Source organism: Gracilibacillus salinarum (genome assembly GCF_022919575.1).
In the GTDB taxonomy this organism is placed as follows: domain Bacteria; phylum Bacillota; class Bacilli; order Bacillales; family Amphibacillaceae; genus Gracilibacillus; species Gracilibacillus salinarum.
Window position 1 is genome coordinate 839,995 of record NZ_CP095071.1, and the last position, 22,774, is coordinate 862,768.

The 22,774-nt window shown below is 39.5% G+C and carries 20 protein-coding genes; 3 read left to right on the top strand and 17 right to left on the bottom strand.

What is annotated here, in order from left to right; translation table 11 throughout:
- Window positions 1-727 precede the first annotated feature (727 nt).
- From dtd to MUN87_RS04290, 7 genes are all read right to left on the bottom strand, one after another.
- On the bottom strand, window positions 728-1,183 hold the full coding sequence (gene dtd / locus MUN87_RS04260; RefSeq protein ID WP_244746440.1) for a D-aminoacyl-tRNA deacylase: 456 nt from the start codon (window positions 1,181-1,183) through the stop codon (window positions 728-730).
- Between the two features lie 19 nt (window positions 1,184-1,202).
- The gene (locus MUN87_RS04265; RefSeq protein WP_244746441.1) at window positions 1,203-3,407 is read right to left on the bottom strand and encodes a RelA/SpoT family protein; all 2,205 of its coding nucleotides are present in this window, start codon (window positions 3,405-3,407) and stop codon (window positions 1,203-1,205) included.
- Between the two features lie 418 nt (window positions 3,408-3,825).
- Complete coding sequence (locus tag MUN87_RS04270) at window positions 3,826-4,338, bottom strand: adenine phosphoribosyltransferase (RefSeq protein WP_244746442.1); 513 nt, start codon at window positions 4,336-4,338, stop codon at window positions 3,826-3,828.
- On the bottom strand, window positions 4,328-6,649 hold the full coding sequence (gene recJ, locus MUN87_RS04275) for a single-stranded-DNA-specific exonuclease RecJ (protein WP_244746443.1): 2,322 nt from the start codon (window positions 6,647-6,649) through the stop codon (window positions 4,328-4,330). The genes MUN87_RS04270 and recJ overlap by 11 nt, the downstream gene beginning before the upstream one ends.
- Window positions 6,650-6,705: 56 nt before the next feature.
- Window positions 6,706-7,035, bottom strand: a complete 330-nt coding sequence (locus MUN87_RS04280) for a LapA family protein (protein WP_244746444.1) — start codon at window positions 7,033-7,035, stop codon at window positions 6,706-6,708.
- A gap of 241 nt (window positions 7,036-7,276) precedes the next feature.
- Entirely contained in the window at window positions 7,277-9,535 is a 2,259-nt protein-coding gene (gene secDF / locus MUN87_RS04285) for a protein translocase subunit SecDF (protein WP_244746445.1), read from the bottom strand.
- 78 nt (window positions 9,536-9,613) lie between these two features.
- A complete protein-coding gene (locus tag MUN87_RS04290; RefSeq protein ID WP_244746446.1) occupies window positions 9,614-9,910 on the bottom strand; it encodes a post-transcriptional regulator in 297 nt (98 codons plus the stop codon).
- Between the two features lie 115 nt (window positions 9,911-10,025).
- Here MUN87_RS04290 and spoVB point away from each other — a divergent pair, with 115 nt between their 5' ends.
- Window positions 10,026-11,567, top strand: coding sequence for a stage V sporulation protein B (gene spoVB / locus MUN87_RS04295; RefSeq protein ID WP_244746447.1), 1,542 nt, complete (start codon window positions 10,026-10,028; stop codon window positions 11,565-11,567).
- Window positions 11,568-11,601: 34 nt separating this feature from the next.
- Here spoVB and MUN87_RS04300 read toward each other — a convergent pair whose 3' ends face one another.
- Window positions 11,602-12,273, bottom strand: coding sequence for a DUF421 domain-containing protein (locus MUN87_RS04300; RefSeq protein ID WP_244746448.1), 672 nt, complete (start codon window positions 12,271-12,273; stop codon window positions 11,602-11,604).
- A 60-nt stretch (window positions 12,274-12,333) separates the two neighbouring features.
- Complete coding sequence (locus MUN87_RS04305; protein WP_244746449.1) at window positions 12,334-13,635, bottom strand: ArsB/NhaD family transporter; 1,302 nt, start codon at window positions 13,633-13,635, stop codon at window positions 12,334-12,336.
- A 152-nt stretch (window positions 13,636-13,787) separates the two neighbouring features.
- Here MUN87_RS04305 and MUN87_RS04310 point away from each other — a divergent pair, with 152 nt between their 5' ends.
- The gene (locus MUN87_RS04310; protein WP_244746450.1) at window positions 13,788-14,162 is read left to right on the top strand and encodes a TIGR04086 family membrane protein; all 375 of its coding nucleotides are present in this window, start codon (window positions 13,788-13,790) and stop codon (window positions 14,160-14,162) included.
- 166 nt (window positions 14,163-14,328) lie between these two features.
- On the opposite strand, the gene yajC is transcribed toward MUN87_RS04310, so the two are convergent.
- From yajC to ruvA, 6 genes are read right to left on the bottom strand one after another with little or no spacing between them, the layout of a single operon-like run.
- On the bottom strand, window positions 14,329-14,592 hold the full coding sequence (gene yajC, locus MUN87_RS04315) for a preprotein translocase subunit YajC (protein ID WP_244746451.1): 264 nt from the start codon (window positions 14,590-14,592) through the stop codon (window positions 14,329-14,331).
- A gap of 17 nt (window positions 14,593-14,609) precedes the next feature.
- The gene (tgt, locus tag MUN87_RS04320; protein WP_244746452.1) at window positions 14,610-15,749 is read right to left on the bottom strand and encodes a tRNA guanosine(34) transglycosylase Tgt; all 1,140 of its coding nucleotides are present in this window, start codon (window positions 15,747-15,749) and stop codon (window positions 14,610-14,612) included.
- A gap of 17 nt (window positions 15,750-15,766) precedes the next feature.
- Window positions 15,767-16,795 carry a tRNA preQ1(34) S-adenosylmethionine ribosyltransferase-isomerase QueA gene (gene queA / locus MUN87_RS04325; RefSeq protein WP_244746453.1) on the bottom strand — a complete coding sequence of 343 codons (1,029 nt, stop codon included), beginning with the start codon at window positions 16,793-16,795 and terminating at the stop codon, window positions 15,767-15,769.
- A 13-nt stretch (window positions 16,796-16,808) separates the two neighbouring features.
- Window positions 16,809-17,009 carry a DUF2905 domain-containing protein gene (locus MUN87_RS04330; RefSeq protein WP_244746454.1) on the bottom strand — a complete coding sequence of 67 codons (201 nt, stop codon included), beginning with the start codon at window positions 17,007-17,009 and terminating at the stop codon, window positions 16,809-16,811.
- Entirely contained in the window at window positions 17,006-18,007 is a 1,002-nt protein-coding gene (gene ruvB, locus MUN87_RS04335) for a Holliday junction branch migration DNA helicase RuvB (RefSeq protein ID WP_244747875.1), read from the bottom strand. The genes MUN87_RS04330 and ruvB overlap by 4 nt, the downstream gene beginning before the upstream one ends.
- A gap of 15 nt (window positions 18,008-18,022) precedes the next feature.
- Complete coding sequence (gene ruvA / locus MUN87_RS04340) at window positions 18,023-18,622, bottom strand: Holliday junction branch migration protein RuvA (protein ID WP_244746455.1); 600 nt, start codon at window positions 18,620-18,622, stop codon at window positions 18,023-18,025.
- Window positions 18,623-19,818: 1,196 nt separating this feature from the next.
- Between ruvA and MUN87_RS04345 the strand changes: the two genes are divergently transcribed.
- The gene (locus MUN87_RS04345) at window positions 19,819-20,364 is read left to right on the top strand and encodes a BofC C-terminal domain-containing protein (protein ID WP_244746456.1); all 546 of its coding nucleotides are present in this window, start codon (window positions 19,819-19,821) and stop codon (window positions 20,362-20,364) included.
- 75 nt (window positions 20,365-20,439) lie between these two features.
- On the opposite strand, the gene MUN87_RS04350 is transcribed toward MUN87_RS04345, so the two are convergent.
- Both MUN87_RS04350 and safA read right to left on the bottom strand, forming a co-directional pair.
- Window positions 20,440-21,189, bottom strand: coding sequence for a YebC/PmpR family DNA-binding transcriptional regulator (locus tag MUN87_RS04350; protein WP_244746457.1), 750 nt, complete (start codon window positions 21,187-21,189; stop codon window positions 20,440-20,442).
- Window positions 21,190-21,770: 581 nt separating this feature from the next.
- Complete coding sequence (gene safA / locus MUN87_RS04355; RefSeq protein WP_244746458.1) at window positions 21,771-22,772, bottom strand: SafA/ExsA family spore coat assembly protein; 1,002 nt, start codon at window positions 22,770-22,772, stop codon at window positions 21,771-21,773.
- Window positions 22,773-22,774 lie beyond the last annotated feature (2 nt).

Genomic DNA, 22,774 nt, shown 5'->3' on the forward strand with positions numbered 1-22,774 from the left:
AAAGGCTGTATTGCAGAATGATCATTTTGATATATTTTATCTGCTTAGCAAAGCTCCGGAAATAGGATCCGCGTCCTGTGGGGCACGGCTTCAGCTAGGCTACTACTTGAACAGCATCTGTGCTGCCTTGTGCCGAGGAAGCCCACTTCGAAGCGATACTTGAAGACACAGGCACAAATGAAGTGGATCTTCAGCTCGCGCTGATCCCACGGGAGTCTCCGCCTATTTCCTACGCTTTAGGGAAGTGCTACAACGTATGGAACAACAAAAAGCAGTGGTTCTAGGCATTTTTCAATAGCTATTATATATGCATACGATCAACATGCTATCTCTTACAAAAGTTGTAGAGTCTACATCTTAGCGTAGGCCAACCACGTAGACTCCCGGGACAGGCAGGTGCTGAAGATCCACTTTGTGAAGTGCTCTTCTTCACAAAGTTAGCTTCAGCCGTGCCCCGCAGGACGCGGAGTGGTTGGCCGGAGCGGTATGCCAGCACATGAATCATTTCAAAATAAACACTAAGCTGTTAGTTTACATAATCCATATTATAGTAAGTCATCTTCATTTTCCATATGATTTCTGCTGTGACTTCACTTTTATACTTTCTTGAATGATTAGAAAAACTCGACATTTGCCACGTCTGTCTATTAGTGAGTGACAGTGGGGATGTTACGGGTGGTTAGCGCTGTGATAAAAGAAGCCGTGTCTGGATCGACACGGCTTTTCGTTATTTCTTTTTTGCATCTTCACTGTCTAAGATAATCGTGACTGGTCCGACGTTTGTAAAAGATACATCCATCATCTCTCCGAATTGTCCCGTTTCGACATGAATTCCCTCTGCACGTAATTTCTCATTGAATTGCTGATATAAGGAAAGTGCCTGGTCAGGTTTCGCTGCTTGCATGAAGTTTGGCCTTCTTCCCTTTCTTGTATCTCCATATAAGGTAAACTGCGAAATTGAAAGAACACCGCCGCTTACATCTTTTAATGATAAGTTCATTTTACCATTTTCATCTTCAAAAATACGGAGATTCGCCGTTTTGTTGACAAGATAGTCAATGTCGGCTTCTTGATCATCATGTGTTACACCTATGAGTGCCACATAGCCATCATCAATCTTACCGACCACTTCATTCTCAACGACGACTGATGCGTTTTTTGCTCGTTGAAGTACTACTTTCATTGTTTGACCTACCTTTTATCTACTGTATCGTTCTTTCTACTGTGTATACATCTTTAATTTGTTTTAACCGTTCTACAATTCGACGCAGGTGATTAATATTGTGAATAAGAATCGTTACGTGGATAATTGCAATTTTATTTCGATCTGAACGGCCATTGACTGCGATAATATTAGTTTTTGATTCATTGATTACTTGTAAAACGTCATTTAATAAGCCACGACGGTCGTAGCCTGAAATTTCTAGATCTACGTGATAAGATTTGGATTCAGATTCCATGTTTTCCCATTCGACGTAAATCAGGCGATCTTCTGCTTCTTCCGTTTGCACATTCGGGCAATCTTTACGATGAACAGACACCCCACGTCCTTTCGTAATATACCCTACAATTTCATCACCAGGGACAGGATTACAACATTTAGAAAGACGGATCAGCATATTATCAACGCCTTCCACCTTCACACCTGAATCCCTTTTGGATTTCTTCTTGATAGATTCGCCACTTGCATTTACCTTTTCAATGGTTTCCTCAATGTCTTTTTCTTGCTCTTGCTGTTCACGTATCTTTTCTGTCATTCTAGTAACAATTTGAGCTGGTGTAATACCTTGGTATCCAATGGCTGCAAACATATCTTCTTCTGTGGTGAAACTAAACTTCTCTAATGCGAGAGCGATGTTGTCTTCTGTTATCACTTCTTTCGGTTCAAAGCCAGCATGCTTCAATTCCTCTTCTAACATTTCGCGCCCTTTTATCACATTCTCATCACGTCGTTGCTTTTTGAAAAATTGCTTGATCTTATTTTTCGCTTGAGAAGTTTGTGTCATTTTCACCCAATCCTGAGAAGGACCATAAGAATGTTTGGATGTCATGACTTCAACGATATCACCATTTTTCAATTGATAATCGAGTGGCTCCATTTTGCCGTTTATCTTGGAACCTATTGTATGATTACCTACCTCTGTATGAATCTTGTAAGCAAAGTCAAGAGGCACCGAACCACGCGGCAACTCTATTACATCCCCTTTTGGCGTGAATACATACACCATATCTGAAAATAAATCTACTTTTAATGATTCCATGAATTCCTCGGCGTCATTTGCATCATTTTGCCATTCGAGAATTTCACGGAACCATGCTAAGCGGTCCTCTGTTGATTGCTGTGATGGATTAATCATTTTGCCTTCTTTATAAGCCCAATGAGCTGCAATCCCGTACTCAGCGATTTCATGCATTTCTTTCGTACGGATTTGGACCTCAAGTGGTGCACCTTTAGGTCCAATCACTGTCGTGTGTAAGGATTGATAAAGGTTCGGTTTCGGCATGGCAATATAATCTTTAAACCGTCCAGGCATTGGTTTCCAACAAGTATGGATAATGCCTAGTACTGCATAACAATCTTTAATGCTGGAGACGATGATACGAACTGCAAGCAAATCATAGATCTCATTAAACTGTTTCTTTTGGATCATCATTTTCCGATAAATACTGTATAAATGTTTCGGACGACCAGAAAATTCTGCTTCAATATTTACATCCTTCAACTGTTGCCTGACTTCATCCATTACTTCTTCTATATAATGTTCACGCTCTTCGCGTTTTTGTTTCATCAAGTGGACAATGCGGTAATATTGCTGAGGATTTAAATAACGTAACGCAGTGTCCTCTAGTTCCCACTTGATCGCTGATATCCCTAGTCGATGTGCAAGTGGTGCAAAGATCTCTAATGTTTCATTCGAAATTCGCCGTTGTTTTTCAGCTGGCAAATGTTTTAGTGTACGCATATTATGAAGGCGGTCAGCCAGCTTGATCAAGATAACCCGAATATCTTTAGCCATCGCGATAAACATCTTGCGGTGGTTTTCCGCTTGTTGGGCTTCTTTTGACATATATTTGATCTTACCGAGCTTGGTTACCCCATCTACCAGCATGGCTACTTCTTCATTAAACGCACTTTTTATATCTTCCACCGTTACTTCTGTATCTTCTACTACATCATGAAGAAATCCCCCAGCAATAGTCTCTGGGTCTAATTTCAAATCCAGCAAGATACCGGCAACCTGAACTGGATGAATGATATATGGCTCTCCTGATTTTCGAAATTGCCCTTGATGCGCATTTTCTGCAAAATCATAAGCTCGTTTAATAAATGATATATCTTCATCGTTTAGATAACTTTTTGCTTCTTCAAATATCTCTTCAGGCGCTAAAATTTTATCTTTTGCCATATAATCACCTTTACTTTTAGACTCATCACGATATATAAACGTGTTTTCCCTATCATACCAAAAAAAATAGTAATTTTCCTTAATTATATAGCAAATATCGACAATTTTATTATTACTGTTTTTACTATACCTTATTAAGTGTGAATCATTTCGTTCATAGTTGACTAAAAATTCTGATAAAACGAGGTTTATCCCCCACTTAGCTTCATAAATTTTCTCTCTAATCTTGAAGTTGGGGTTTTACGGACGGTTAGCACCGCGATAAATAAAAGTTCTGCTTACCCTCAAGCAGTAGCAATAGCCTTTGATTCTTATACTATTGCTGCTTCATTTATTCATCACTTTAACATACTACTCTGACCGAACAGAAAATAATAAAAAGACAGAGCACTCCGAAGAGTACTCTACTTTGTGTATCTTAATATTCCATTAGTGTTAATACGTCATATCCGTCTAACTTGTCGCGGCCACTTAAATAAGTCAATTCAATTAAAAAGGCACAACCGACTACGATACCACCTAGTTCTTCTACTAGCTTGATGGTTGCTTCGATCGTTCCACCAGTTGCTAGTAAATCATCTGTAATCAATACTCGCTGACCTGGCTTAATGGCATCTTTATGAATCGTTAACACATTTTCACCATATTCAAGTCCGTAATCGACTTTGACAACTTCTCTCGGAAGCTTCCCTTCTTTTCTTACTGGTGCAAAACCTATTTCAAGTGCATAGGATACAGGACATCCTACAATAAAACCTCTCGCTTCCGGTCCTACTACAAGGTCAATTTTTTTATCTTGGGCATATGCGACAATTTCATCTACTGCTGATTTATAAGCAGGCCCGTTATCCATCAGCGTCGTAATATCTTTAAAACGAACTCCTTCTTTCGGCCAATCTTCTACTACTGTAATATACTGTTTATAGTCCATAAACCATTTCCTCCTCATTGCTCCTCTTCTCCATTTGCTCAGAGAACCATGTTTTTAATTGTGAATAAGATGAATAAATAAAAATTTCTTCTAATTCCATCTCATGTTTACGATCCTGATAGACGCTCGCTTCTGTTAAATCTTTTTTAGAAGGTTCATCAGTTGGGACAATTACTCCATCTTTACGAGTAACAAAATTCAATTCATGAAAAACTTGGAACATAAACTTGATCTTGTCCAATTTCCAGCCTTTAAATGACGCCAGCTTAGGAGCATCTACCTTGTAATCAAAGTATTTCCGCTTCAACATCAATTGATACAGCCACTTAAATTCATCACGATTAGGTAAAGAACGGAAATATTGGCTGTCATTCGTTGAAAAACAAACAATTAGTCGCTCGAATTTCACCTTATCTATTAATATTTGCAAATCTTCTAATTTAGAAGGAACATCGAGCAAATAGAGCGCCTCTATCGGATGAGACACAGCTAATACCGTATCTTTATCACAGACTGGAACACCTTGTATGTCACTTCCTTGAAAACTAACAAAATATTGGTTGGGCTTTTCGATATTGACCTGCTCTTGCCAGTTCCTCATTCCACGAAAATCGAATAATTGCCAGCTCGTTACCGCCATATCCTTGATCAGCATCTGTGGTTTACGAATGCCATTCCATTCATTAATTTGCAATTCTCCTACCACTTCGAGAGGTGTTTGCTTTGCCAGATATGGAACTTTCTCTCCTAAACCAAAACCGATCGTATCTAATTGCTGACCATTTTCTGAAAACCTCATTTTTAGATGGTTTTTTGTTGCACCAATTTGTTTGATGTCACTCGGTGTTGCTTCAAAATGAAATAGAGGTTTAGGATTTCCCATTCCAAATGGTGCCAGCTGATCAATGGTTTCCAATAACGTCATGTCAATATCTGAAATGGCTAATGATCCACTAATAGACAGTTGTGGTTTAAAATCCTCTTCTGTCAATTGTTGCCTTGCTAATGTATCCAATTCTGTCTCAAGTACTTCGATATTCTCGACTGGAAGTGTCATACCAGCAGCTTGAGCGTGCCCGCCGAAATGAGTAAAAAGCTCTCGATGCTGCATACAATTTTGGAACATATCAAAACCATCAATACTACGCGCTGAACCTTTTGCTTTCTTCGTCTCACTATCTATTGCCAGAACAATGGCAGGTCGATAATAAGTTTGCACTAATTTAGAAGCGACGATACCAAGCACACCCTGGTTCCATCCTTCTTTTACGACAATGATGACTTGTTTCGTATGATCAGCCGCTTCATACTGGCTTATTGCTTCTTTGGTGATATCTGCCACTATTTTTTGTCTTTCTGTATTCAGATCCTGTACGTAATTTGCTAATTCCTCAGCTTCTTGCGGATCTTCCGTTAACAAAAGGTCTACCGCCAAATTTGCATCCTGCAGACGACCAACTGCATTTAAGCGTGGTCCAATCCGGAAGCCAATGTCTTCTTCTGTTACGTTTCCTTCAATTTGACATAGCTTCTTTAATGCTTTCAAGCCTTTACGCTCTGATCGACTTAATGCCTTTAGTCCATGGTGAACAAGTACTCTGTTTTCATCATGTAACGGAACCAGATCGGCAATCGTACCCACGACGACTAAATCTAAGAACTGTTCAGGAAAATAGCCTAATAATTGCTGTGCAAATTTAAAAGCTACCCCTACACCTGCTAATTCCTTAAAAGGATAGTCTTCCGAACATTTCGGGTGAATGATTGCATGCGCTTCTGGTAATGCTTCTTGCGCTTCATGGTGATCTGTTATGATAACATCCATCCCTAATTGATTAGCGACCGCTACTTCTTCTACTCCAGCAATTCCATTATCAACAGTGATGATCAACTGAAATCCTTGGCGATGCGCTTCTCGAAAAGCTTCTTCATTTGGTCCATATCCTTCTGTAAAACGATTGGGAATATAGTAATCACACATTGCCCCACTTTCACGTAAAGCTTCTACCATGACTGTAGTGGAAGTAACGCCATCTGCGTCATAATCCCCGTATACAAGAATACTTTCTCCAGCTTCAATTGCCTGTCTGACTCGCTGTACGGCCTTATCAATCTGGTTGAACTGTTCCGGGTTGTGTAACTGATCAAGAGAAGGTCGCAAGAATCGTTCAACTTTCTCTTCTGTATCAATCCCTTGCTGCCACAACAATTGCTTAATGACAGGAGATACGTTCACACCCGCTAGTATATCGGTTGATTCCTGATCCGTATTCTTATATGTAAAAATCCAATTTGATTGACTTTCCAACATAAATTCACCCCTGACTCACTTATTATACAAAAGTGTATCAAGGGTAGCAAACAGAATTATTTTACTTTATCACCGTTATCTTCAATTTGACCGTCTGTGTTGTCGGTTTTTGAAGCGGATTGATTATTTTTTTCTTCTTGCTGAAGTGCCGATACTTCAAGCTTCGCAGCTCGCAATTCTCTTTGTAAACGCAGTACGCGAATTACACCAGATGCTGCAGTTATGATAACTCCCATTAATACAGAGAATAAAATGATCAGGATTAACGGCGCCTCACCTGTTCCAAATAAATAATTTACCTCGACAGGATCAACATTGATCACCGCAAAAATAGCAATAATAACAGCAAACAGTACAGCCAAAATTAAATATGTCTGTCCCTTCATGAATGGCCTCCTTTAAATGTTATGATTCCATGTTTTCATTATAAAGGGAATAACAGGAAATGTCGATTTTTGCAACCTGTTAATCGCAATTAGTCTTACATAAAAGGCTACCGATAATACGGATTATGTTCACTAGTGGTGCATCCATTTTGAAATACTAACAGTCATTGTTTAATGTTTGGAGATCTATAGAATTTGGATAGTAAAAAGCTGAGCTCCTCATTTAGAGCTCAGCTTTTTCTTACACTTGTGGTCCGTCGTTATATTTCTTTTCTTTGTATTCGATCGGTTTTTCTTTTACTGATTTACCTCGCCATACCAGCCATACTTGTGCTGCGATAAACAGCGAAGAGTACGTTCCGGCGATTAAGCCAACAACCAGGGCGAATGAGAAGTTAGTAATCGCGCTTGCACCGAAGAATAATAGCATAGCTGCTGCAAAGATAACTGTTAATACAGTGTTAATACTTCTTGCAAAGGTCTGCATTAAACTATGATTTACGATTTTGGCAAGCTCAGCAAACGATTTAACCTTCTTCCGTTTCTTAAGATTTTCTCTGATCCGGTCAAACGTAACAATGGTATCATTAATCGAATAACCGACAATTGTCAGAATGGCCGCGATAATCGTAATATCAAATTCGAGCCTTGTGATACTAAACAGAGCAATGATGAAAAAGGCATCATGCAGTAAGGCAAGGATCGCGGTAAGTGCTGAGTAAAACTCAAAACGGATCGTCACATAAATGATAATCCCGATTGATGCATAGATTACTGCCAACACAGCATTTTGAGCTAATTCTTTTCCTACAACAGGAGAGACCGTATTAACAGTAGGTGCACTACCGTATTTGTCTTCAAAATGAGTTCTCACTTCCGCTACTTTGTCTTCGGAAAGTTCATTTTCAAATCGAGCAACTGCAATATTTTCATCTTCCCCAGACAAGACAACAGGCGCACTCACTTCTAAATCAAGCTTTTCAAACTCTTGCTCAATTTCTTCTGTTGTTAATGACTGGTCAGCAAGCACCTCTACTCGAGAACCAGCTACAAAGTCGATGCCAAGATTCAGTCTGAACACAGCCAGACAGATAATACCTAGCGCCACTAATGAAATGGAAATGCTGAAAAACTTCTTGCGATGTTTGACAAAATCAAATTGACGCCCGAAAAATTTCGGTTCAACTTCTTCCCGGCTGTTGAGGTCAATAATGTCATCCTTTTTGACGCCAAACCAGCCTGGACGTTTGTTTAAGAAATTACTGTTTACCCAAAAGCCTAGGAACAGTCTGGAGCCAAACACAGCTGTCACAAAACTTAGCACGATACTTACCATTAATAAGGTCGCAAAACCTTTCACAGAGCTCGTTCCGAATATAAATAAAACGGCAGCAGCTATCATTGTCGTGATGTTCGCATCAAAGATCGTCGATAACGATTGCTGATTACCTGCTTTAAATGCAGCTTTGATCGATTTACCTTCTCTTAATTCTTCTTTAATCCGTTCATACGTTATGATATTGGCATCAACTGCCATACCAACCCCTAAAACCAATGCGGCAATACCCGGCAAGGTTAAGACACCGTTCATTAATTCGAAGACAAGCAGTACTAAATAAATGTAAATACTTAGCGTGATTGCGGCAATGAATCCTGGGAATCGGTAGTAGAACATCATATAAATAAAGATTAAGACAACACCTAATACACTGGCAAAAATTGTTTTGTCCAACGCTTGCTGCCCGAATTGGGCACCAACAGAAGTTGAATACTCTTCCTCTAGATCAGTTGGTAAGGAACCAGCGTTTAATAAGTTGGCCAATTGCTGTGCTTCTTCAATTGTGAAGTCACCAGTAATCATGATATCTTTTGTTCTTAATACTTGACTCACAGATGGAGCAGAAATAACTTTAGAATCCTCTTTTTGCATTTCCTCTTCATATGTATCGCCTTCTTCGTAGTCCATCCAAATAACTACTTGATCTGCGAGTTCAGAGTCGTCTAAAATTTGCTTCGTCGTATCACCAAATCGATCGGCATCTTTAAACTTGAGCGTTACAATCGGTTGATTCGTATCTGGATCAAAGTCTTGCTTTGCACTGCCAGCCTGAATATCAGAACCATCCAGATATTTCTTTCCATTCACATCACGGAATGTCAGTTGTGCTGTTGTTGACAGCATCTCTCTTGCCTGATCTTGATCTTCGACACCTGCGAGTTGTACACGAATACGATTCGGTTCTTCGATATTAAAGCTTGGTTCACTGATCCCAATCGAATTTACGCGTCTTTCCAGTGTTTCAACCGTAGATTCAAGTACACTTCTTGTTACTTCCTCATCTTCATCTAATGGTTCAACATTATAAAGAACCTCGAAACCACCTTGTAAATCAAGTCCTAATTTAATATTTTTTGCAATACCTTGATATGTAGTACCAATCGTCGCTCCTAACACTAACACAATTAGGAAAAACGCAACGATTCTCCCTCTTTTCACCATACGTAAAGCCTCCCTATGTTTTCACAACAACACTATTTTACCTTAAATACCGGTGATTAGACAAGCAAGGCAAAGACTTTAGTCCGATTTCCGATTGCCTAACAGGGCATCGAGCGATTCTTGCAGATTTGTATCCATCCATGATTTTTGTGTTAGATAAGTCATATAGATGTTAGGGTTTAAATGCAGAATGTCCTGCACCACTTCATATAACGCTTTGTCAGGATTGCCCTTCCAGACCTTATCCACTAAGCAATTCCAAATATCATCAATCGTTGTTTTGGAATAATCGAGTAATTGCAATTCACGCATTTTACTCTCAAGCACTACGTCTAATTCGTTCCGCCAGGACGAAACTTGTTTACGATTTACCATACACTTGCCTCCATCCGATTAAAAATCTAGCTAAAATTGTCATGCTTGTCCTCTCATCTTGCATATAATTCATTGTATATGAAAATTTTCGGTTTGAGAAGGCAGGTCGATCAAAGTGACCAAACAAAATTTTTTAAAAGGGACAATTATTCTAATCATTGCTGGTATGATTACACGTTTTTTAGGCTTTGTTAATCGAATCGTTGTCGCCAGATTAATGGGAGAGGAAGGTATCGGTTTATATAATATGGCCTTACCTACCTTGTTCTTAATGTATACCATTTCGCAAATTGGCTTACCAATTGCCATATCCAAAAGAGTTGCGGAAGCTGATGCGAGAGGTGACTTTGTTAAAATCAAGCAAATATTAATAATCTCACTTTCCATCACGATATCGCTAAGTGTTGTCTCAACAGTACTTATGTACCTGATCATCCCATATGTGGCGAATCATTTATTAACAGATCCTCGAGTCTATTATCCAATGATGGCGATTCTTCCAATCATTCCAATCAGTGCTGTTGCAGCAGTTATCCGAGGATATTTCCAAGGCAGACAAAATATGAAGCCGCAAAGTATTGCACAGGTGATTGAGCAAGTAGTACGGATTGGTTTCATACTCGTTCTGGTGACTTGGCTCGCTCCACGTGGTATTGAATTTGCCGCTGCAGGAGCTATGATCGCAGTTATCATTGGTGAAGCTGTATCTTTATTATTCATGTTAAAAATGTTCCGTCTAAAAAAACGAATCAAGCTCCGCAAAAACATTTTAAAATATGTAAAAACAGGTTCAGATACATTAAAGCAATTATTCTCGATCGCAATACCAAGTACCGCCAGCCGGTTAGTTAACTCGATTGCCAATTTTTTAGAGCCTATATTAGTAGCACAGAGTTTGGCACTTGCCGGGTTTCAGGCAACCGTTGCAACCAAACAATATGGGGCTTTGACCGGATATGCATTGCCGTTACTATTTTTACCAACCTTCATCACACATTCACTAGCAGTTGCACTCGTTCCCAATATTAGTGAAGCAGAGGCCAAACAGCATAAAAAATTAATTCATTACCGGATTCACCAGGCAATACGGCTCTCCTTCGCTTCCGGTGCAATTGCAACTGTACTGTTAACTCTTTTTGCTGATGCTATTTTACAATATATGTATGGGACTAATAATGCTAGTCTGTTCTTGAAAATTATGGCTCCTTGTTTTTTATTTATGTATATTCAGTTTCCGCTTAATGCTTCTTTACAAGCACTCGATCTCGCCAAACAAGCGATGTGGAATAATATCGGATCGACCATTATCAAATTTATAATTTTAATCGTGCTTACGACTAATCCGCAAATCGGAATTTACGGAGCAGCTATCGCGATGAGTGTCGGTGTTATTATCGGAACCGTATTTCATCTAATTACATTATTCCGTGCGATTAAATTTTATATCCCTATGAAAATGATTCTCAAAATGATTGCTTTAATTGGATTAACATTCTGGATGGGACAATTATTGATTCAACTATTCGATTTTCAAATCGAGCACACTCTCCGCTTTTTGTTTATCGTCATTCTTCTGTTTATCGGTTACTTGATTTTCTTATTTTGTTTACAATTTATTAACAAGGATGAGTTGCAGCAATTACGGAAAAATAAATAGAACAGCGGGATTATTGATCAATCCCCTGTTCTTTTTATTGTTTTTCATTCTTCTTATCGATATACCATTCATTATTGACGTCAATCGAACAAAAGGATATCTCTTCAACTGAATGAAAGCCACGGTCACGCACTTCCTCAATCACCCAATTCTGATCTTTGGCTAAATGCGTTAATGCTTTCTCTTGAATTCTCCCATCCACAATTAACGGCAAAACCAACCCATCAATGACAGGCTGCACATTCTGTTGATTTTTTTCTAGTATCGACAGCTTTCCAGATGGCTCCAGGATGGCATAGGCAACATCATTTATGCTTTCTGTTCCATGTTCTCGTAATTGCTGTAGTAAATCGTCAAAATTAAATCGATTCTTTTTCATTTCGTTCTCATCAATTTTACCTTGAGCGATGATAATCGACGGTTTGCCTTCAAACCAGGCACGGAATAACGGACTTTTTAATGATACCCAAGCCGTCAGCCATTGTATAATCATTAACAGAATCATCGGAATTAATCCATAAGTAAATGATAACTCCAAATCAGCAATGGTAAGAACAGCTACTTCAGCAATCATAATATAAACGACAATATCAAGCAGACTTAACTCTCCCACTTCTCTCTTACCCATCATTCGAAAAATTATGACTACCAGAAAATAGTAAAAGATTGTCCGCAGTATGATGGCCAAAATCTCCTCAACGCCCACACTAGCCACATCCTTCCATAACGATATGGCTAGCTTTCCCTGTATTTCTTCTGACTATTCTTACAAAGGCTGTTGAAACGGCAACAGATAGCGGAAATAAATATAGATTGTAGATATAATGAGCGATAGTATAACTACGGGAATACCGTAAAGCATAAATTTCACGAACGCAATTGGCTTATTTTGGGCATCAGCCAGTCCAGCTACTACGACATTTGCAGAAGCACCAATTAATGTGCCATTTCCACCTAAACAGGCTCCGAGTGCAAGGGACCACCATAATGGATCGAGATTCGTCATCCCGTACGTTTCGAATTCTTCAATAACAGGTATCATCGCAGCTACGAACGGAATGTTATCAATAATCCCGGAAAATATGCCGGACACCCATAACAAAAGAAGAGCGGTATTTGTCATATCCCCTTCTGTCAACCACATAATCGAACGCGCTAATTCATCGATCACGCCTACTTCTTCCAAGCCGCCTACGAGCATAAACAAACCGATAAAGAAAAATAAGGTTACCCATTCTACTTGTTCAAAAATTTTGTCGGTCTCTACTTCTTTTTCACTTACAATAAGTAACAGAATCGCTCCACATAAGGCAATGATCGTTAAATCTATATGAAATACAGGGTGGAGCAGAAATCCTATTATGGTTAATAACAAGATGGATAGAGATTGGAACAGTAATGGTGATTTTTTTAAGTATTGAGATTCTTTCATTTGCATTAATTCATCTATGCGATTCGAATCGATCTGTTTTAACTGCTTTCGGAACCATATACTTAACAGCACCAGTACAAGCCCAAGCAATAGTAACGCTATCGGTGCAGTATGCTGCAGGAAAGACAAAAAAGTTAAATGAGGTACTGCTTGACCAATCATAATATTAGGTGGATCTCCTATTAATGTTGCCGTCCCCCCAATATTGGCTGTTAAAATGATCGTCAGCAAGTAAGGGAACGTTGGTAATTGCAATAAATTGGTCAAGGTTAAGATAACAGGTACAAATAACAGCACGGTTGTTACATTGTCCAGTAACGCAGATCCAATTGCTGTTAGAAAACCGATCCCTATCATTAACGGAATTGGCTTCCCTTTTACTAATTTCGCAAGCCAAATGGCAATATAAGTGAATACGCCTGTTTTTCTCGTTATCGCTACTAACACCATCATCGCAAACAATAGCGCAACAGTATTCCAGTCAATATAGGAAGTTACCGCATCCTCCCATTGGTATACCCCTGTTAAAAGCAATAATACCCCACCTGCTAATGCTACTAGTGCACGATTTATTTTCTCTGACATTATAAATATATAACTAATGATAAAAACGGCTATGGCGATGGTTACTGACATCTAACGTCTCCTCTCTGATCATCTCAAAATATTGACAAGCTATAATTCATATATATTCTGATTTTCTATAACTATTCGAGAAGGAATTCTTCTATTTTTGGAGGACATGCATACATAAATAAAGAGAAGTTATTAAAAGGGAGGGGTCGGAAGTGAAAACAATCGTTGGTGTACTGTATGGCTGGATTGGCATTTTTGCGGTTATGTTAGTCGCGAGTATTATTTTAACGATTTTATTACGTTTTACGTCGCTAGGAGAATCCACACTGGAGATGTCTACGCTATTTATCAGTTTTATTGCATTATTTACTGGAGGGCTGATTGCCGGGTTAAAAGCAAAACACAAGGGCATTTGGGTAGGAGTATTAACCAGCTTATTTTTTACCTTTATCGTGTTTTGCTACCGATTCTTGGGCTTACATCTTGGGTTTTCCGTGATTGAGCTGGTCAACCATACGTCCTATTTATTATTAGCCATTATCGGCGCGATCATCGGCGTCAACCTGTCATCCGAAGAAGAAGCATAACTCGCAAATTGGGCAGTATGTAAAAGAGGTATATACCCACGTATTATAAGGATCCAACTTCTATTTGAATATAATTACTTCTGCGACTCGTGTTGAGCGCAGAAATTATGGAAGTAAACCAAAAAATACCATGGCATCAATGAAGATGCTATGGTATTTTCTCTGATTAGCTCTGTTCTACTACGTCGCGCACTGCTGAGCGGTCGTATGTAAGTTTTGTTCCATCACCTGTAATAAGTACAAGGCTGTCTTCATCCAATGCATGAACAATACCGTGGAAACCACCAATTGTTACAATCTTGTCCCCTTTTTTCAGTTCGGACTGCATTTGACGCACTTGCTTTTGTTTCTTTTGTTGTGGTCTGATTAATAAAAAGTAAAAGATCACAATCATTAAAACAAGTGGACCAAAGGTTGCTAAAAATTCCATGTGTGTTGCACCTCCTCTTAAAAATTCTTTGCATTTGGTTTATTGAAACCATATTTTTCAAAGAACTCTTCTTTAAAATCACCAAGTCGGTCTTGCATAATTGCTTCACGAACTTGCTCCATTAATTTTAACAGAAAATATAGATTATGATAAGTAGTAAGTCTGAAACCAAATGTTTCATTCGATTTAACTAAGTGACGGATGTAGGCCCTTGTATAATTTTTACAGACATGACAGTCACAGTTAGGGTCTAATGGTGAAAAATCACGAGCGTATTTCGCATTACGAACAACCAGACGTCCCTCTGATGTCATCAGTGTTCCATTACGTGCAATTCTCGTTGGCAAGACACAATCAAACATATCAACACCACGAATAGCGCCATCAATTAACGAGTCAGGAGAACCAACCCCCATTAAATATCGTGGTTTATCAGATGGCAGTAATGGAGTCGTATATTCTAACACACGATTCATTACATCTTTCGGTTCACCAACAGATAATCCGCCTATCGCATATCCAGGGAAGTCTAAGGACGTTAAGTCTTGTGCACTTAATCGTCGTAAGTCTTCATATTCGCCACCTTGCACAATCCCAAATAAGCCTTGAACATCTTTTCGCTCATGTGCTTCCAAACAGCGTTCTGCCCATCTGCTTGTCCGTTCGACAGACTTTTTCATATACTCATGTTCTGCTGGATATGGTGGACATTCATCAAATGCCATCATAATATCGGAGCCTAATGCGTTTTGAATGTTCATTGCTTTTTCTGGTGATAAAAAAAGTTTCTCCCCATTTAAATGATTACGAAAATGTACACCTTCTTCTTTAATTTTACGTAAATCACTTAAACTGAAAACCTGAAATCCACCGGAATCGGTTAATATTGCACCATCCCAGTTCATAAACTTGTGCAATCCTCCCGCTTCCTTGACAATTTCGTGACCAGGTCTCAGCCACAGATGATACGTGTTGGAAAGAATCATATTCGCACCCATCTGTTTCAATTCTTCCGGGCTCATCGTTTTAACAGTCGCTAACGTGCCGACTGGCATAAATGCAGGGGTATCGAAAGAGCCATGTGGTGTATGGACCTTGCCTAGCCTTGCTCCTGTTTGTTTACATGTCTTTATATGTTCATATCTAATCGCAGTCATCAAAAGTTGTCCTTTCTTTACATAATTAACATTGCGTCACCAAAACTGAAGAAACGGTAACGCTCAGCAACTGCTTTATTATAAGCCTCTAAAATAAAATCTCGATCTGATAGTGCACTCACTAACATAATTAAGGTCGACTTTGGTAAATGAAAATTGGTAATTAAACCGTCAATTGCTTTAAATTGATATGGTGGATAGATAAAAATATCCGTCCAGCCATTGCGCTCTTCAAATAGACCATTTGTATCTCGTGCAATTGTTTCAAGCGTTCTGGTTGAGGTGGTTCCAACCGAAATAATTCTGCCTCCACGCTGTTTTACAGCATTAAGCTGATTAGCCGTAGCTTCTGTCATCTGATAGAATTCTGCATGCATTTCATGTTCTTCGACATTGTCAACACTAACTGGACGGAATGTCCCCAATCCAACATGCAATGTAATAAATGCAATCTCAATTCCTTTTTGTTCAATTTCTCCGAGCAGCTCTTTCGTAAAATGCAATCCTGCGGTCGGTGCTGCTGCAGAACCTTGTTCACGCGCATAAACCGTCTGATAACGATCTTTCTCATCCAATTGCTCTTTAATATAAGGTGGAAGCGGCATTTCACCGAGTTCATCCAGCACTTCATAAAGAATTCCTTCATATTCTAACCGGAGGATCCGACCACCATGCTCTTTCGTGTCAATACAGGTCGCTTTTAATTGTCCGTCACCAAAGACGATTGTAGAACCAACTTTTATTTTTTTAGCAGGTTTTACGAGTACTTCCCAATCATTATCTTCCATTTGAGTTAATAGTAATACTTCCACTTTAGCACCTGTATCCTGTTTTATTCCATACAGTCTTGCCGGCAACACTTTTGTATTGTTTAAGACCAGACAATCCCCTTTTTCAAGAAAATCTGCTATATCGTAAAAGTGGTGATGTGTGATTGATCGTTCTTCTCGATTTAATACCATTAATCTCGAGCTTGCGCGATCTTGTAACGGTGTCTGTGCAATTAATTCTTCTGGTAGATCAAAATCAAAATCTTCTATATTCATGCCTTTACTCCTTCTACTTAAAACGTCCTATTACTGCAAAAATAATTGTCAGAATAATACTAACAATGATTGATGTCATGATCGGAAAATGAAATGATACATTCCCTTTTTTAAAGCTAAAGTCTCCAGGCAGTTTGCCAACGAATCCCCATAACAGACCGACGATTATACATACAACCCCTATTACAATAAAGATCTTACCAACGTCCGTCAAGATTCAGGCACCTCCCGGTCAAAGTGTGCATAAGCTTTTGGCGTAACAAGTCGCCCTCTTGGTGTTCGTTGAATGAATCCTTGCTGTAATAAATAAGGTTCATAGACATCCTCAATTGTTTGAGATTCTTCCCCAATCGATGCTGCGATGGTATCTAAACCTACAGGACCACCTTTGAATCCGTCTATTATCGAAAGTAATAATTTATGATCAATGTGATCAAGTCCTTCTTGATCTACCTGCAACATCTTTAAAGCCTGCTGTGTCGTTTCCATCGAAATACTTGGTTCACCTTTAACCTGTGAAATATCTCGTACCCTCTTTAACAAACGATTAGCAATTCTCGGAGTCCCACGTGACCGTCTTGCTACTTCCAGTGCGGCTGCTTTATCTATTTGCACTTGAAAAATGTCAGCAGTCCTTTCGACAATAGCACATAAATCTATAACCTCATAGAATTCAAGACGTGATAAAACACCGAAGCGGTCTCGTAATGGGGCCGATAGCAGACCTGCTCTAGTTGTAGCACCTACCAAGGTAAATGGTGGTAAATCAAGCTGAACAGAACGCGCACTCGGGCCTTGACCAATGACAATATCCAGACAGAAATCCTCCATTGCTGGATAAAGGATTTCTTCCACTGCCCGAGGCAGACGATGAATTTCGTCAATGAATAACACATCACCGACTTCCAAGGAAGAAAGGATCGCTGCTAAATCGCCAGAACGTTCGATTGCTGGACCGGATGTTTGTTTAAACTGGACACCCATCTCATTTGCAATAATTTGTGCCATCGTCGTTTTACCCAGACCTGGAGGGCCATATAGTAATACATGATCGAGTGGTTCGTTTCTCATCTTGGCAGCTTCAATAAAAATCGCTAAATTGTCTTTTGCTTTATGCTGACCAATGTATTGCTTCAGCATTTTGGGGCGCAGACTTAATTCTTCTGATAAATCTTCTTCTTGGATCTCATTGGAAATAATCCGTTCCTCCATCATGAAATCTCCTTTCTATTTCATTAGTAAGGCTAACCCTTTTCGTATGTATGTATCCGCTGCATCACTCTGTTCTTTCGCTAAGACTGGCTTGATCGTATTTATTTCTTTTTCTGAATAACCTAATGCTTTCAGTGCCTCGATTGCTTCTGATAATGCATTGTTTTCCTCCGTTTTATCTGGCTGCTGATTAAATAAATTCTCTGTATGAAAGTCGAATGGTAATTTACCTTTTAGGTCCAGGATCATTTGGCGTGCCGTTTTCTTCCCTACGCCAGGAAAACTTGTTAGAAACTTTTCATCTTCCTGATCAATAGCCAGGACGAAATCTTTAACAGATGTTGATGCCAATACCGCTAACGCACCCTTAGGTCCGATCCCCGAAACATTTAAGATTTGAGCGAACAGTTTTTTTTCTTCCTGGTTCTGAAATCCGTATAAAATCTGAGCATCTTCCCTTACATAATGGTACGTGTAAATCTTTAATTGTTCTCCCGTTTGTACTTGAAAACGATAGGGATTCGGACAAATTACTTCATAGCCAATTCCGTTCGTTTCTATTAAAATGATTTGTTCCGTTATATCCGATACTAATCCATTTATATATGCAATCATATCACTGATCTCCTCTTCATTCCAAATTCACACTCTTTCACAAGCATACGTTCGTATTTAATCTTAGCTTATCTAACGATCTTTCGCAAGAACAAGTAGGGAATAAAGTGAGAGGATTAACAGATAACTGGTGTTAATTTTGAAATGATTCATGTGCTGGGATACCGCTCCGTCCAACCACTCCGCGTCCTGCGGGGCACGGCTGAAGCTAACTTTGTGAAGAAAGATCGCTTCACAAAGTGGATCTTCAGCGCCTGCCTGTCCCGCGGGAGTCTCCGTGGTTGGCCTACGCTAGAATTGGGACTCTACAATTTTGTCAGAGCTAGCATATTGATTTCATGCATATATAATAGCTATTGAAAAATACCAAGAACCACTGCTTTTTGCTGTACCATGCGTTGTAGCACTTCCCTTAAGCGTAGGAAATAGGCGGAGACTCCCGTGGAATCAGCGCGAGCTGAAGATCCATTTCATTTGTGCCTGTGTCTGCAAGCTTTGCTTCGAAGTAAGCTTCCTCGGCACAAGGCAGCAAAGAAGCATTTACAGGTAGTAGCCTAGCTGATGCCGTGCCCAGAGGACGCGGAGCCTATTTCCGGAGCTTTGCAACGCAAATAAAATATTTCAAAATGACCGTTTTGCCATACAGCCTTAGTTGACATAATCCATATTATAGGAACCTATCCTCCTATTCAGCATGATTACTTCTACGACTACTTATATACTTTCTTTTCTTACATACTAATTTTCACTACGTCGAACTTCTTCATTGCTAAAATTTTATACTTTCCTACCGTATAAGTAAAACCGGTAAGTTCACTCGGTCCTAACTAAGAAAATTATATACAACTCAATTACCTATAATATGGATTATTAACCATCGCTATCCAAGCATGCATTTTGAGATATTTAATATGCTGGGATACCGCTTCGGCTAACCACTCCGCGTCCTGCGGGAGTCTCCGTGGTTGGCGGGGGCGATATCTAAACAGATGAAATATTTCAAAACTCCACTAAGCTGCTATTTTACATAATCCGGTCTAAAGAAAGCTATATATACTCATGTTAGGTACTGAAATCTTTGAGAAAAGTAACGACATAATAATGCGATTGTTGTTTTGAAGATTTTAAAAAAGATGATTATATTTTCACAGTTTGGACACCCTAACAGTAAACATAGCTCGATTGGAGGGTCTTTAATGAGCAAGTTATGGTTACTGTTAAACGGGGTCATTGTGGCAATAATCGGCGTTATCAGCTATCAATCTATACAAGAAACACCAAAGAGTAATGCGGAGAGCCCAGAAGAAGTCAGGGCAGTTGCGCAAGACCCGCTTACAATTGAATTAACATTGGAACGACATTATATAGATGGCAATGTAGAGCGGGAGCAAGTCGAAGAAACGATCGCTTCCATGGAGGATTTTTGGTCGGAGTATCAGGATTGGCAAGTCATGGAGCAGAAAGAAGGACACATCCGTTTCCGAAAAGAAGTCAACGATATATCTCCTTACTTGAAGGCGAATGGCTATTTTGGATTAAAGAATGGTAAACTGACTATTTTCGAGGGCGTTCCAGTACATGAGTCTGCCGTACAATCTTTTTACCAGATCGATACAGATGAATTAGAATCACATTTATTTGATCGCTTAAAAGAAGGAATTAAAATTAATACGAAAAAGGACTATTCGGAAGTATTAGAAACATTCCGTTCCTATCAAAAAGCAGAAGCAGTGAACAGTTGAACGATGTTATCATCGTTCAATTGTTTGACTGTCAAAAAAGACTGACTCCTATTCGCGGAATCAGTCTTTTTCTTCTTACAATTGCTCCATAATTGCTTCGTCTGCTTCTATGTTATGATGTACTTCCTGAACATCTTCCATGTCCTCTAACATTTGAACTAACTTAACCATTTTGTTACCTGCATCTTCATCCACTTCTGACATGGTTTGAGGGATCATAGTGATTTCTGCTGTTTCAAATGTAAAGCCGCTTTCTTCCAACGTTTTCTTTACGTTTTGGAAATCTTCAGGGTCGGCATATATTTCGTATGCACCCTCGACAGTTTCCATTTCTTCAGCTCCCGCTTCGATAGCTTCCAACATTACAGTGTCTTCGTCTGCTTCTGTCTTCTCACGATCGATAACGAAATAACCTTTACGATTGAACATAAAAGCGACACAGCCATTTTCGCCTAGGTTACCACCATTTTTACTAAAAGCATGACGTAACTCAGAGGCTGTACGGTTTTTGTTATCGGTTAACACTTCTACCATAACAGCTGTTCCGCCTGGTCCATATCCCTCATAGGTCAATTCCTCGAAGTTCGCTCCATCCAAATCGCCTGTTGCTTTTTTTATAGCGCGGTCTATATTGTCATTAGGCATATTATCTGCCTTTGCCTTATCTACTGCAAGACGAAGACTCGCGTTCATATCCGTGTCACCGCCACCTTGCTTAGCAGCTAAATATATATCTTTCGCATGCTTCATGAAAATTTTACCGCGTTTCGCATCTTGTGCATTTTTTCTTCGTTGAATGTTCTTCCATTTAGAGTGTCCTGCCATACTTTCTCACCTCTCGTAATCTATCTTAGTCTCCACCTTTTACTTTATCATAACTGCAGACAATTGAAAATATTGTGACACTGACACAGGTGCGGATTTAAGAAATTAACTTCCATCCCAACACCATATTATATCATCTTCTACCTGCTTCATTAAAATATTGTGGACATACAAAATGGTTTTGACAGGATCCGTATACTTTCAGTACTATAGGAAAACGGCCATAACCCACCCTGTCCTAATTTACATACATGATCTACAACGATCTATAATATGGATTATGTTAACAAAGATGGAAAAATGGTCATTTTGATAGATTTTATCTGCTTAGCAACATTTTTGAAATAGACGGAGACTCCTTATGCCTCAGTGCGAACTAAAGATCCACTTCTTCTGTGACTGCACTTATATTCTTTCTTGACTGATAAAATGAGACTTCAATCAGGAAGTTATCGTCCATTTATCCCACGTTGAACTTCTTTTTTATCTCTCAAATCTTGAAGTGGAGATATTACGGACAGTTAGCGCCGTGACAAAAGAAAAACTCCACTTATTACAAGTGGAGTAAATACATTCAATTATTATCTGCCTCCACAACCGCAATCGTCATCATCATGCGGGTTGTGTGGCATGCCTTGAGGTCCGTAGGATGGATATGGCATTGGCTGTTGACCTGGCATACCCTGTGATGGCATTGGCATCATTGGATAATTTGGCATTCCTGGTTGCGGTATCATCGGGTCACCTTGCATAGGAATTGGTTGCTGCATACCTTGCTGCTGCATTTGCGGCATCATCTGCTGTTGTGGCATTTGATTTGCTGGCATTTGGGCTTGATACCACCCCTGTTGGCCTTGACCTTGAGAAGGTGCCTGCTGTTGTGCTCCTTGTACTTGCTGCATACTCGGCATTTGTTGTGGCATGTGCTGCTGTGGCATTTGTCCAGGATATCCATGATGATGTCCTGGGTGACAATGGTGATGATGATGTCCATGATGTGGTGACATTTGTGGCATCTGCCCTACAGGACCATAGCCATAAGGAATTCCTTCTGATGAATAGCAAGGTGCCTGTGGTTGCTGTGGATAAACAGGATGTACTGGCTTTTGCGGACTGACTTTCTGTTCTTCCTCCACTTCCTCTTCTTCAAGTGGTGTCGGATAGAAATTCGCTTCAAAATTATTCGTCAGCTGCGTCCATTTTAAATCTTGTGAATGAGATGGAGCTGGTGCTGGCTGTTGTTTGTTAAAATGAATCGGTAATGGTGGCATTTCTTTTTTTAGTGGTTCCCATTTTTTATCGTCATCTTCTTCGACTTTTGGTGGCAGAATTTGAGCAGGTGGCTGAGTAGGTGGTTTTACCTCTTGTTTATCCTTTTTCCCTGGTGTTACTTGCTGCTTCTTGTTCGACGGCATCTGGTGCATATTGTCATGACCTGTTGGCACTTTTATTTTCATCCCTGGCATAATCATATCCGGATTGGAAATTTGCGGATTGGCAGCAATAACAGCATCAAGGCTGACACCATATTTTTGCGCAATGGTCCATAAACTCTCATCTTTTTGCACAATATGAATTTTCAATG